Here is a 12,884-nt window from a genome sequence, read left to right as displayed (position 1 = left end):
GGTTCAAACCTTTAAAAACAGTACACAAGGCCGCCACCGGAGTGTGCTCCCCGGTTCGCGGCCTCTGCCAGGATAATCGGTGCCATGGGTGCATCCGGCCCTGGACAGGGCCGGTGCATGTTCCCGTCAAACCGGATCGTTACGTCGCAGCAACTCTTCAGGCAGGTGCTCGATGTATTCGTCTTCGGCGGGCGGCATTTGCAGGTGGTAGCCCTTGGTTTCAAGGTTTTCCAGGACCACCGCGATGTCTTCACGCGAGAGCTTGCGCTCGGGGCTCAGCACCAGGTCAAAAGCATGCGACGGTTTGCCGAACGCTAACAGCAGGGTTTCCGGCACGCGCTCAAGGGCATCGCTCTTGAGCACATAAAGGTACATTTCGTTTCTCTTCGGGCTGCGGTAAATCGAGCAGATACGTTTCAAGGCTGTTCTCCTGCAGTGGCCAGGCTGTCGAGCAGGGCCTGGCCCATCAATTCGCGGCGCCAGCCACGCAGCGATTCGGGCAATTGGTAAGGACCCTCGGGGAAACCGCTCTTGAGCAGGGCCTCGAGGGTTTTCTTGCGCAGCATCAGTTCCGGGGCGACGTTCAAGCGCTCCGCCTCGGCCTGACCCAGGGCGCGCAGGCGCTTGATCAGGGCCGTGGCCTCGATAGGCAGCGGCTCGGGGATCGCGGGCGGCCATTGATCGGGCGAAACACTGCCGGCCCGCTTGATCAAGTCCAGCAGGAACTCACCGTCCTGACGCACGGTGCGCGGGTGCATGTCTTCGATTTTGCCCAGCGCCGAGAGATTGTCCGGCTGGGTGCGAGCCAGCGGCCACAAGGCGTTCTCACGCACGATGCGGTTGCGCGGCAGGTCGCGGGCACGGGCCTCGCGCTCGCGCCAGGCGCAGAGTTCACGCAGCACCGCAAGTTGCGCACGGGACAGTTTCCAGGCCAGCTTGGCCTCGCGGTAGACCTCGTAGGGATCGGTTTCCCGGCGCAGGTTGGCCACCAGCTCGGCGCCGTCTTCCAGGACCCAGGCGAACTTTTCGTCCGAGAGTTTCGGCCGCAGTTGCACGAACACCTGCGCCAAGTGCAGGGCATCTTCGGCGGCGTAGCTGATCTGGGTCTCGGACAGCGGGCGTTGCAGCCAGTCGGAACGGGTCTCACCCTTGGGCAGGTCGATGCCCAGGACTTCCGAGACCAGGCGCGAATAGCCCATGGAAAAACCGAGGTTGAGGTAAGCCGCCGCCAGTTGCGTGTCGAACATTGGCGCGGGCAGGCTGCCGGTCAGGCGCAGCAGGACTTCGAGGTCCTCGCTGCAGGCATGCAGCACCTTGAGCACCGCCGGGTTTTCCAGCAAGGCCGCCAGCGGCTGCCAGTTGTCGATGGTCAACGGGTCGATCAGGTAGGCGCGCACGCCGTCACCGATCTGCAGCAGCCCTGCAATCGGGTAGAACGTGTCGACCCGCATGAATTCTGTATCGAGGGCGACGAACGGCAGTTGCTGCCATTGGGCGCAAAACTGACCGAGGCTATCGTTGTCGCGAATCCAGTGAATATCGATGGCCACACGGCTCTCCCTTGATGAATGGCGCGCAGTATATATCGCCCCCGACGATTTCCGCGCATCCACTGAGCGCGAGCGTGCAGGAAATCAACGGTTGAGGGGTAAGCGTAGTTCGCCCCATCAGTCCTGACTGACTTTGCGCAGGACGTAGACCCGTGGCGCGGCAATGCCTGGAAACATGTCCTGATGGGACTGGATCTCGAAGCCTGCCGCCCTGAACTCGGCCTCCAGGGTGTGTTTATCCACCCGGGCCCGCGGCTGAGTCGCCGTCAGCCCGGCCGCCGCCGACTGATCGCCCACCCATTGCAGGCGTCCTTCGATGCGCACACTGACAATCAGGGTATCGCGACTGACCCGGTAAAACTCTTGAAGCAGGGCCAGCCGGTGCTGGGCACCAGGCAAGTATTGCAGCAGCGTCGAACAGACAATGCAGTCCACCGCATTGGCTGGCAGGCCAATGGCAAACGCCGAACTCTGGAACGTGCGGATGCGCGCCAGCAGGCTCGCTGAATGATGGGTGCGGGCATGGTTGAGGCGCTCGTTCGATTGGTCGGCGGCGAGGATCACCCGATTACCGTGCTCCGCCAGCACCGGCCAAAAACGCCCCGCCCCACAGGCGACATCGAGCACCAGCCCTGGCTCGCCCGCTTCATCCAGGGCATTGCGCAGCAACTGCTCGCTGCGCCAGCGAGCCAGGCGCTGGCGCCAACCCTGGGGCTGCGGCTCCACGCAGGCACAGCTGTACTGCTGGCCATGACGCTCGGCGAATTCACGCTCGATGTAGGATGGGGGGTGGGCGGACATGACGGGCGACTCTTGTAAGGTATCTACCAAAACCAGCTCCGTAGCTGGCCTGCGAGCAACGCTGTAGCACTCAATCCTTGGCCAGGACACCATCGACCACCGTGCCACGGCATCGGGCAAACATATCCAGATCAGGGTTGTAGACCTTGCTGCTCACTTCCAGCAGTCCCAGCATCGAGTGGAACAGGTTGTCCTGGCTCAAAGGTTTTTCCCGACTCTGCTGCAGGCAATGGGTGTCGACCGAGAACGACTTCTGGTAGCTGTCGGAAAACCAGGCGAGCATCGCCACATGCTTTTGCTGCTCGGGGGCCAACATATAAGGCGTGCCGTGCAGGAACAGGTTGTACTCGCCCAGCGACTCGCCGTGATCGGACAGATAGAGCATGGCGGTGTCGACTTTCTCCTGATTGCTGCGCAGCACGTCTATCAGACTTGAGAGCACATGGTCGGTATAGACCAGAGTGTTGTCGTAACCGTTCACGATACTTTCCCGGCTGCAATTGTTCAGTGCATTGCTTTCGCACACAGGCGTGAAGCGTTCGTACTCCTTCGGATAACGCTTGAAGTATTCAGGACCGTGGCTGCCCATCTGGTGCAGGACCAACACCGTGTCCTTGTCGAGATTGTCGATGAATTGCTGCAAGCCCTGCAGAAGGATTTCATCGCGGCATTCACTGTTGGCACACAGGGCCGGATCCTTGAGGTTGCTGACATTCTCCACGGTGACGCGGTCGCAGGTGCCCTTGCAGCCGGACTGATTATCCCGCCAGATGACGTCCAGCCCGGCGCGTTTAAGCACATCCAGCAGACCTTCTTCATTCTTCGCGGTGCTCGCGTCGTAGTTCTTGCGCCCCATGTTGGAGAACATGCAGGGCACCGAGACTGCGGTTTCAGTACCGCAGGAATGCACATCGGTGAAGGCGATCAGGCCGGCTTCCTTATTCAGTTTCGGCGTGGTGTCACGCTCATAACCGAGGACACCGAAGTTCTCGGCGCGGGCACTTTCGCCCACCACCAGCACGGTCAGGGACTTGCGTCCGTGCGTCTGCCAGACGGGATTGCGCTGGGCATCTTCACCGACTTTGACGAAGGGTTGGCTGGCCGACTTCACCTGTTCGCGCAGGTAACCGACGGACGCGCCGATGTAGTTACTGGGCACCACCATTAAGCGCAACTCGTGGTGATTGCGAAACAATGACGACAGCCCTTGATAGTTCACCAACGCGACTGCGCCAATCACCGCAGCGGACGCCACACCGGCCAGCACTTTACTGAGTAACTCGCGGTGCCAGCGACGATAAATAATGGGGGTTTTCCACAACAGCCAAGAGGGCAATACGCCGAGGAATAAAATGTAAGCCAGCAACTTCAGCGACAATAAGTCCCGGACTTCAGTGGCATTGGTTTCGGCAAAGTTGCGAAACATGCCGGCATCGATCAAGACCCCATACTGACCCATGAAATACGCCACACCGGCACTGATCAGGAACATCAGGGTCAACAGCGGTTTGAACAGCGGACGCACGGCCAGCAAGGTCAGGACGATGTTGAATGCGCAGAGAATCATCACGCCGAACGCCACCCGCATGCCAATGCCCTGGGCATCGCTGCTGGTGATTTCGAACAGGTGTTGCCAGAGCACGGAATTGAATCCCGCCAACAATAACGCGCTGGCAATCAACGTCACCCATTCCGGGCGCACGGCTTTGATTTTAAACATGAGAGGTCTGCAGATTCCTGAAGTAAGTGACGCCCGCCAGGAACGAATTATTCTTTGCTGACGACAGCACAAACTTTAAGCAGACCGGTATCAATTTTTCGTGAAAAAGAAGCCAACAAATAGTTGGCTTCAAGGTCTTGCCGTGGCTCAGGCCTGGTGCAGGTACCAGCGCCAGTCCTGCTCGCCAACTTCGCCCATGAACTGGCGGTACTCGGCACGCTTGACCGCCAGGTACACGCCGAGGAATTCGGGGCCAAAGGCATCGCGCGCCCAGGACGAGTTTTCCAGCGCGCGCAGGGTGGTCAGCCAATCGGTGGGCAGCAATTCCTTGGCCTGGGCGTAGCCATTGCCTTCGACCGGAGCGCCGGGGTCGCGCTGTTCGCGAATACCGCGATGGATGCCGGCCAGAATCGCCGCTGCCGCTAGATACGGGTTGGCATCGGCGCCGCAAATGCGGTGCTCGATGTGCCGGGAAAACGCCGGGCCACCGGGCACCCGCAGGCTCACGGTGCGGTTGTCGACGCCCCAGGTGGCTGCCAGCGGCGCGTAGCTGTTGCTCTGGAAGCGACGATAGGAGTTGGCGTTGGGGCAGAACAGCAGCAGCGAGTCGAGCAAGGTGCTGAGCATGCCGCCCACCGCGTGACGCAGCAACGGCGTGCCATCCGCCGCTTCGCTGGCGAACAGGTTGTTGCCGTGCTCATCGGCAATGCTCACGTGCATGTGCATGCCGGTGCCGGCCAAGTCGTCAAATGGCTTGGCCATAAAGCACGCGCTCATCCCGTGCTTGTGCGCCACGCCCTTGACCAGGCGCTTGTAACGCACCGCCTCATCCATCGCCTGCAGTGCATCGCTGCGGTGCTCTAGGGTGATTTCCACCTGGCCCGGGGCGTACTCGGAAATCGCCGTGCGTGCTGGAATCCCCTGGAGTTTGCAGGCGCTGTAGAGGTCGGCGAGGAAAGGTTCGATCTGCTCCAGCTCACGCAGGCCGTAGACCTGGGTCGAGCGCGGTCGACCCCCGTCGACGTCCCGCGCCGGTTGGGGTCGGCCGTGGCTGTCGCGTTGTTGATCGAGCAGGTAGAACTCCAGCTCGGCCGCCATCACCGGGTAATAGCCGTCGGCCTTGAGCCCGTCGATGACCTTGACCAGCAACTGCCGGGGATCGGCGATGGTCGCCGGCATACCCTCTTCGGGGTGCATGCTGACCTGCACCGCCGCCGTCGGAATCTGCCGCCACGGCATGCGCTGCAAGCTGCCGCTGAGGGGGTAGGCGCGACAATCGATGTCACCCACCTCCCAGACCAGCCCGGAGTTTTCCACGTCGTCGCCATTGATGGTCAGGCCGAGAATGGTGCTGGGCAACGGCCGCCCGCTTTGATAGACCGCCAGCAGTTCATCGCGGTGCAACAACTTGCCCCGGGGCACGCCGTTGTTGTCGAGGATGAACAACTCGAACATCTCGATATCGGGGTTGGCTTGCAGAAAATCAGTGGCTTCTTGCAGGGAGGCAAAGGGACTCATGGGAACGCTCGTATTTCCAGGTCAGGCAGGCGCACAGGCACCGCCAGTCAGGCCCCGGCGCAATACCGGGACCGCTTGAAGTGAATCAACGGGAAATACGAACATCCGGTGGACGCGCATGGCGACAATGCCACAGCGCCCAGAAGGCCAGTTGCGAAGGCAGGGCTGACAGGTCCATAAGCTCAATCGCGGAACACAGAGGCTGAGCAGCGTCACATGTGAGGAAGCGTCGTTAAATTCAGGTTTGAAGGAGTTTGGTTGTGGATGAACTAAACATTGCCCGGCGCCGCTTCTTCTCAGACTTGAAATCCCCCTGTGGGAGCGGGCCTGCCCGCGATGCGATCTCCCGGACATAGCAAGCCAGTTAACGATTCCCCCGATTTAATTTCTAAATCCCGCCCCGGACTTTCTGATTTGCTGTCCCCTCCTCCAAACGGCCTAATCCAGACTTCGTTGATCAAGGCCCGTTTATGGAAAATGTACGCTCCACCTCCCGCCCCGCCGTCTGGCTCATGCTCGCCGTGGTTCTGGTCGCGCTGAACCTGCGTCCGTCGATGGCCGCCGTCGGTCCGTTGCTCTCGGGTATCCGCACTGACATTCCCCTGAGTTTCAGCCTCGCTTCGCTGCTGACCATGCTGCCGGTGATGGCGATGGGGCTGGCGATGTTTTTGGGTCTGGCGGTCAGTCGGCGCCTGGGTGAGCATCGCACGGTGGTCTGGTCGCTGTTGATCATCGCTGTGGCCACTGCATCAAGGCTGTTTCTCGATTCGGCCGTGGAGCTGATTCTCAGCGCGGTACTGGCCGGCATCGGCATTGCGTTGATTCAGGCGCTGATGCCGGCGCTGATCAAGTCGCGCTTTCGCGACAACGTCTCGCTGTTCATGGGCCTGTACGTCACCTCGATCATGGGGGGTGCGGCCATTGCCGCTTCGTTTGCGCCGCTGGTGATGGCGCGCACTGGAAGCTGGCGCATTGGCCTGGCGATCTGGGCGGCGCTGGCGGTGGCGGCGTTGCTGTTCTGGTACGCGCAGCGCTCAGCCCTGCCGACGCCTGCAGCCAGCTCGCAGGTCAAGAGCACCTTCGCCGGCAATGCCCGCGCCTGGCTGCTGGCAATCTTCTTCGGCCTCGGCACGGCGTCCTACACCTGCGTACTGGCCTGGCTGGCGCCCTATTACGCGGAGCAAGGCTGGAGCGAACAGGACGCCGGCCTGCTCCTGGGTTTCCTCACCGCCATGGAAGTGGTCTCCGGGTTGCTAACCCCGGCCCTGGCCAACCGCAGCCGCGACAAACGCCTGGTGCTGGTGATTCTGCTGAGCCTGATCGTCGTCGGCTTCGTTGGCCTGATACTCAGCCCACACGCCCTCAGCCTGCTGTGGACAAGCCTGTTGGGCCTGGGCATTGGCGGTCTGTTCCCAATGAGCCTGATCGTCAGCCTCGACCACCTCGACAACCCGCAGCGTGCCGGCGGCCTGACCGCGTTCGTGCAAGGCATCGGTTACCTGATCGCCGGGATCTCGCCGCTGCTCGCCGGAATGATCCGTGACCTGTCGGGCAGCTTCGAATGGGCCTGGTGGTCGCTGACGGCGGTGATGCTGGTGATGATCCTGATGGCCTTGCGCCTCAATCCACGGTATTACGCCCGGCACATCACCTGAGCGCCCCCACCCAAAATCTTGACCACATGCGTTAGCATCGCCGGTTCAGGTCTGCGCCGTTCATGGGCAGACCGCTGAACGAGACGGTGTGAATGCTCAACAGTAACGTGCTGCGCAAACTCGACATGCAAGACCTGATGGTCTTCGTTGCGGTGTACCGACAAGGCAACCTGACCGAGGTCGCCGAGGCACTCAGTGTCAGTCAGTCGACGGCGAGTTACTGCCTGAAGAAGTTGCGCAACAGTTTCGCCGACGAGTTGTTCATCACCACCCGCACCGGCATGCAAGCGACGCCCAGAGCCGCCGACATGTACCCCCATGTGCTGCAAATCATCGAAAGCCTCAACCGTTGCCATGCCGGGGTCCAGGCCTTCGATCCGACGCGCCAGGCGGTGACCTTCAACCTGTGTGCACCGGAGTATTTCGAGCACCTGTTGTTGCCGCGCCTGCTGCAGTACTTCGCCGCGCTCGACTGGCCGGTGACCATTAATGTGCACAAGCTCGAAGCCGACATCCCCGCCGACGCATTGCGCGATGGCAGCATCGACCTGGTGATCGGCTTCGGCCCGAACTTTCACCCAAGCCATGGCGAGTTCCGATCGCAGGTACTGCTCGAAGACGAACTGGTCTGTGTGGTCGACAAAGGCACCCTGCCCGCGACTTCGCCCATGAGCCTGAAGGACTTTGCCGAGCGCCGGCACGTGTACCCCACGCCCTGGACCTCCAGCACCAACATGGTCGATGGCTGGCTCGCGCAGCGGGACCACAAGCGTCAGGTGGTGGCCCGCGCCAATAGCTATGGCGCAGCGTTGAAGCTGATCGCCGGCACCGACTACATCCTCGCCATGCCGAGACGCATCCAGCAAGCAATCGCCACAGCACCGATGTTCGGCCACTGCGCCGCGCCGCAGGGTTTGCCGGGTTTCAGCCTGGACATGCTATGGAGCCCAACCCGCGAGTCGGACAGCGCCAACCGCTGGTTACGCGAACAGGTGATCAAGGCCTGCACCGCGCAGGAGCAGGCCTGAGGAGAAATCAGCGGCCGATGGCGACCTTGTTGTAAGTCTCGCGATCGTTGTCGAGCACTTCCACGGACAACTGCACCTCGACCCCGGCCGGCCATGGGCCCAGGTCCTGAAGAATCGCCAGCAGGCTTTGCGATAACTGGTTTTTGACTTCCGTCGAACGACCACTGAGCATCGACAGGTACAGCGCGACAAATCCGCGCTCACCGATACCGGTGCCGACCCGGTAAGTATCCAGCTTGATTGCCCGGCTCTTGATGTCGAACTCATCGCCGAAATGCCCCGAGGCAACTAGCGCCTGGTTGAAACGCAGCAACGCTACATCGACGTTGAGCTCTGGCAGGTTGGCGGTGTATTCCATGTGCAGGTGGGGCATTGCAGTCTTCCTTGTGGTGACGCTCAAAGGGCGCTAGATATACCACGCTGCCACCTCCCGTTCCATGCGGGAAATCCTTAGGCTGCGGGTTTGTCGCGATCGCTCATGAAGGCTTCCAGACGCGAGCGCAGCCAGCGTTCGGCCGGGTCGGTGTCGACGTGGCTGAGCCAGACCATCGACAGGTCGAGGGTCGGGGTCTTGAACGGGAACGGTTCCTTGAACAGTTGCCCAGAAGCGGCCATGGCAGTCGCGGTGTAATCCGGCAGGCTGGCGATCAGGTCAGTGCCGGCGAGCAAGGCCGGCAAGGCGCTGTATTGCGGCACCGAGAGCACTACCTGGCGCGTGCGGCCGATCTCCGCCAGCCACTCATCAGCAAAGCCGCTGACGTTGGCCGTGTGCGACACCAGCACGTGCGGGCGGGCGCAATATTCATCGAGGGTCAGCGGGGTATCGGAAGCATCGGCGCGTAGGATGCTCGGCTGGATATGCCGCAGCAACTTGCGCTTGGCATTGGCCGGCAGGCCACGAGTCTGGCTGATGCCGACGGTAATATCGCCGGACGCCAACAGGTCGGGGATGCGCCAATAGTCGACATGCTGGACCACGAACACCACCTGCGGCGCCTCCTTGCGCAAGGCACTCAGGAGCGGCGGCAGCAAACCGAATTCAACGTCATCGGACAGGCCGATGCGGAAGGTCATGGTGCTGCTCAACGGATCGAAATCGCGAGTCAGGCTCAGGGCCGAGGACAGAGCGTCGAGCGCCGGGGACAGGTGCTGGATCAACTCTTCAGCGCGGGCCGTCGGCTCCATGCGGTGGCCGACGCGAATGAACAGCGGATCGTTGAGCATGGTCCGCAGGCGATTGAGCGCCGAGCTGATGGTGGGCTGGCCGAGAAAGAGTTTTTCCGCCGCTCGGGTGACGTTGCGCTCGAGCATCAGCGTTTCGAACACCACCATTAGATTGATGTCGGCCTTGCGCAGTTCATTGCGATTCATCTACCGCCCCCACTCTCCATGACTGGCGCCAGTTTAGGGAGCCACGAGGCGCGGCGTCCATCGACAATGGCGCTGGATCAGGTCGGCGCGTTTAAAAAAACGCTTCGATGACAGCCGCGTCGTACAGGCTTTTCCTTTTTTTCCGCAGCGTCTGGCGCGCGCAAAAATCGTCGTTACCCTGAGTCCGATTTCGTCGCATTTGCCCGAAACAAACACGACTCAAGGAGCCCTACCATGGCCAGAGACAAAGCCAAAGATGACCTGCATTTCAACTGCAGCCAGAAGCACGAGACGGACTATGTGGCCGGTCTGTACCCGGAAAAACACAAGCAGGATGTCAAGGACCTGCTGAGCAAGGCGTGCAAGGAGAACACCCTGAAAAACTCCACCCACAAACAGGTGTATGCGCTGATTGAGCTGGAGTTGGGGCATAAGCTGGCTTAAAAAAACGACGCCACACCATTGTGGGAGCGCGCTTGCCCGCGAAGAACGTCAACGATAACGCGGACATTCAGGATGTCCGCGGTGTCCTTGAATTCTTCGCGAGCAGGCTCGCTCCTACAGGGGGGAGGTGTGAGGTTCAGACGCGGGCTTTAAGCCCATCGATGAACCCGGCAATCCGCCCACAGGCATCACTCAGCGCCGCATCGGAGACGGTGAACGAGATCCGCACAAAGCCCGTGGTACTGGCGCCAAAGGCACTGGCATCAAGCACCGAGACGCCGGTGGCGCGGAACAGCTGCCAGGCAAAATCAGTACTCGACAGCCCGGTCTCACGCACATCCACCAGCATGAACATGCCAGCCTCAGGCACCTTGCACTTGAGCAGCGGCACGTTGCGCAAACCTTCGACCACCAGATCCCGACGCCGGCGATACAGCTCGCGGGCGTGACCCACGACCTGCTCGTCCAGTTCCAGCGCCTTCAAAGCCGCCGCCTGAATAAACCCCGGCAAGCCGTAGAGCATGCACAGCAGCAGGTTATCCAGATGGCCGATCAACTCTTTCGGGCCGACCACCCAGCCCACGCGCCAGCCGGTCATGGCGTGGGATTTCGACAGGCTGTTAAGCACCACCGTGCGTTCGGTCATGCCTTCCAGGGTCGCCACGCTCTGGTGTGGACGGTCGTAGGTCAACTGGCCGTAGACTTCGTCACTGATCACCCACAGGTTATGGCGCTGGGCGACCAAGGCCACGGCTTCCAGCTCTTCGCGGGTGTAAACGTTGCCGGTGGGGTTGTTCGGCGTTGCCAGGGCGATGCCACGGGTCTTGTCAGTGATCACCGCTTCGATCGCCGCCAGGGTCAGGCGGAAATCGTTTTCCGCCGGCTGGGCAATCGGCACCAGACGTGCGCCGCTGGCCTGGATGCTCGCTTCGTACGTCAGGTACATCGGCGCCGGCACCAGCACTTCATCGCCAGCCTCGAACAGGCACATGGCGACCGAGTACAAGCCGTTCTGCGCACCCGCCACCAACGCCACGTTCTCGGCGGACACCGGCTGCTCGAGTAACACGCTCTGCTTGGCGGCAATCGCCTCGCGCAGAGCCGGGCGGCCGATCACGTGGCAGTAGTGGGTATCGCCCTCGTTCAAGGCCTGCACCGCCGCCGCGCAAATCTCGTCGGCGGTGGCGAAATCCGGATCGCCAATGCTCAGCACGATCGCATCTTCACCACGCTCCTGCGCATCGCAGGCGGCGTAGTGAATGTCCCAGGCGGTGACGGTTTCACCGCTGATGCGCTGGACCATGGACGAATATTTCATGTGAAACTCCTTGTGAGCCCTCGGGCCGAGGTTTCAATAACCTTGAAGTCAGGCCTGACGTTGGGGCGTCTTGCCGATACGGGCAAAGCCTTGTTCGATCACGATCGCCAGAATGATGTAGATCACCGCGACCACCAGCAGCGGTTCATAGACCCGCAACGTTTGCGCACGTACCAGGTTCGCCGCGCCGAGCAGGTCGGTCACCGCGACCGTCGAGGCCAGCGCCGTGGCCTTGAGCAACATCACGCTTTCGCCTGCGAGGGTCGGCCGCAACATCTGCAACGCCCGTGGCATCCACACCCGCCGCAGCACCAGCCACGGGCGCATGCCATAGGCCCGGCCCGCTTCCAGCTCGCCACGCGGCACCGCGCGCAAACCGCCACGCAGCACTTCGCCGACGTAGGCCGACACACTCAGGGTCAGGGCAAACGCAACGTACCAGAAACCTTCACGCAAGTAAGGCCAGAACATACTGCCGCGAATCAACGGGAAGGTGGCGAACAGGCTGCCCACGCCGTAGTAAAGCACGTAGATCTGCACCAGCAAGGGCGTGCCACGCAGGACACTGGTGTAGAACCGCAGGCCGTTGGCCAGAAACGGATTCTTCGACAAACGCCCCAGGGCCACGCCAATCGCCATCAGGAAACCGAAGAACCCCGAGATCAACAGCAACTGGAGCGTCAGCCCCAGGCCCCTGACCAATTCATTGTAAAAACTGCTTATCCATTGAAAGTCCATCACCGCCCTTCCCTATGAGTGCCGTGGCATCCAGCGTTCGAAGCGCACTTCGACCTGCCGGAAGACCGAACTGGAGACCAGCGTGATCAGGTAATAGAACGCCGCGACCGCCAGGTAAAACAGCAAGTAGTGCTTGGTCGAGGCCGCTGCCTGGCGGCCGGCGGTCAGCAGTTCGCTGTAGCCGACCACGCTGATCAGCGCGCTTTCCTTGACCAGCACCAGCCACAGGTTGGACAGCCCGGCGATAGCGAACGGCAGCATGCTCGGCAGGATCACCCGGCGCACCAGCATCAACCGGTTGATGCCATAAGCGCGTGCCGCCTCGATCTGGCCATGGGGAATCGACTCGATGGCGCCACGGATGATTTCACCCGAATAGGCGCCCTGAACGATGCCAAGCACCACCACCGCCGCCATGAAACCGTTGATCTCGACCGCCGGTTGGCCGAGCGCGGCCATGGTCAGGTTGATCAGGTCGGCGCCGGCGTAATACAGCAACAGGATCAGCAGCAATTCCGGCACCGCGCGGTACAGGGTGGTGTACCAATTGGCACAGACCACCATCCAGCGCGGCCCCTTGAGCTTGACCATGGCCACGATCAAACCGATCGACAATCCCAGGACGAAGGCGCCCAGGGAAATACCCAGGGTTTTCACCATGCCCTCGGCCAGGGCCTGCAGCCAACCGTCAGCAAAAAACAGCCGGGAAATTTCAGTAACAGTCATGCGCACACCTTCGCT

General features: G+C 61.4%; 13 protein-coding genes. 3 read left to right on the top strand and 10 right to left on the bottom strand.

Features of this window, described 5'->3' with window-relative positions:
- Positions 1-126 precede the first annotated feature (126 nt).
- The 5 genes from KW062_RS07835 to KW062_RS07815 form a co-directional block, all read right to left on the bottom strand.
- A complete protein-coding gene (locus tag KW062_RS07835) occupies positions 127-420 on the bottom strand; it encodes a YcgL domain-containing protein (RefSeq protein ID WP_027619234.1) in 294 nt (97 codons plus the stop codon).
- Complete coding sequence (rnd, locus tag KW062_RS07830) at positions 417-1,550, bottom strand: ribonuclease D (RefSeq protein ID WP_105754304.1); 1,134 nt, start codon at positions 1,548-1,550, stop codon at positions 417-419. The genes KW062_RS07835 and rnd overlap by 4 nt, the downstream gene beginning before the upstream one ends.
- A 117-nt stretch (positions 1,551-1,667) precedes the next feature.
- A complete protein-coding gene (locus KW062_RS07825; protein ID WP_105754303.1) occupies positions 1,668-2,351 on the bottom strand; it encodes a class I SAM-dependent methyltransferase in 684 nt (227 codons plus the stop codon).
- 70 nt (positions 2,352-2,421) lie between these two features.
- A complete protein-coding gene (locus tag KW062_RS07820) occupies positions 2,422-4,071 on the bottom strand; it encodes a phosphoethanolamine transferase (protein WP_027619237.1) in 1,650 nt (549 codons plus the stop codon).
- A 147-nt stretch (positions 4,072-4,218) separates the two neighbouring features.
- A complete protein-coding gene (locus KW062_RS07815; RefSeq protein ID WP_027619238.1) occupies positions 4,219-5,589 on the bottom strand; it encodes a glutamine synthetase family protein in 1,371 nt (456 codons plus the stop codon).
- 470 nt (positions 5,590-6,059) lie between these two features.
- Here KW062_RS07815 and KW062_RS07810 point away from each other — a divergent pair, with 470 nt between their 5' ends.
- Positions 6,060-7,244 carry a cyanate transporter gene (locus KW062_RS07810; RefSeq protein ID WP_105754302.1) on the top strand — a complete coding sequence of 395 codons (1,185 nt, stop codon included), beginning with the start codon at positions 6,060-6,062 and terminating at the stop codon, positions 7,242-7,244.
- Positions 7,245-7,336: 92 nt separating this feature from the next.
- On the top strand, positions 7,337-8,272 hold the full coding sequence (locus tag KW062_RS07805) for a LysR family transcriptional regulator (RefSeq protein ID WP_105754301.1): 936 nt from the start codon (positions 7,337-7,339) through the stop codon (positions 8,270-8,272).
- Between the two features lie 7 nt (positions 8,273-8,279).
- Here the strand turns inward: KW062_RS07805 and KW062_RS07800 are convergent, their stop codons facing one another.
- On the bottom strand, positions 8,280-8,645 hold the full coding sequence (locus tag KW062_RS07800; RefSeq protein ID WP_027619241.1) for a 5-carboxymethyl-2-hydroxymuconate Delta-isomerase: 366 nt from the start codon (positions 8,643-8,645) through the stop codon (positions 8,280-8,282).
- Positions 8,646-8,722: 77 nt separating this feature from the next.
- Positions 8,723-9,643 (bottom strand): LysR substrate-binding domain-containing protein, encoded by a 921-nt coding sequence (locus KW062_RS07795; RefSeq protein WP_027619242.1) that lies wholly within the window; start codon positions 9,641-9,643, stop codon positions 8,723-8,725.
- A gap of 234 nt (positions 9,644-9,877) precedes the next feature.
- Between KW062_RS07795 and KW062_RS07790 the strand changes: the two genes are divergently transcribed.
- The gene (locus tag KW062_RS07790) at positions 9,878-10,087 is read left to right on the top strand and encodes a hypothetical protein (RefSeq protein WP_105754300.1); all 210 of its coding nucleotides are present in this window, start codon (positions 9,878-9,880) and stop codon (positions 10,085-10,087) included.
- 136 nt (positions 10,088-10,223) lie between these two features.
- Here the strand turns inward: KW062_RS07790 and KW062_RS07785 are convergent, their stop codons facing one another.
- From KW062_RS07785 to KW062_RS07775, 3 genes are read right to left on the bottom strand one after another with little or no spacing between them, the layout of a single operon-like run.
- Positions 10,224-11,405 carry a pyridoxal phosphate-dependent aminotransferase gene (locus tag KW062_RS07785; protein ID WP_027619244.1) on the bottom strand — a complete coding sequence of 394 codons (1,182 nt, stop codon included), beginning with the start codon at positions 11,403-11,405 and terminating at the stop codon, positions 10,224-10,226.
- A gap of 48 nt (positions 11,406-11,453) precedes the next feature.
- Complete coding sequence (locus KW062_RS07780) at positions 11,454-12,143, bottom strand: ABC transporter permease (protein ID WP_027619245.1); 690 nt, start codon at positions 12,141-12,143, stop codon at positions 11,454-11,456.
- 12 nt (positions 12,144-12,155) lie between these two features.
- The gene (locus KW062_RS07775; protein WP_051550545.1) at positions 12,156-12,869 is read right to left on the bottom strand and encodes an ABC transporter permease; all 714 of its coding nucleotides are present in this window, start codon (positions 12,867-12,869) and stop codon (positions 12,156-12,158) included.
- Positions 12,870-12,884 lie beyond the last annotated feature (15 nt).

This window comes from Pseudomonas fluorescens (genome assembly GCF_019212185.1).
Classification (GTDB): domain Bacteria; phylum Pseudomonadota; class Gammaproteobacteria; order Pseudomonadales; family Pseudomonadaceae; genus Aquipseudomonas.
This window is presented reverse-complemented; position numbering and strand designations above follow the sequence as displayed.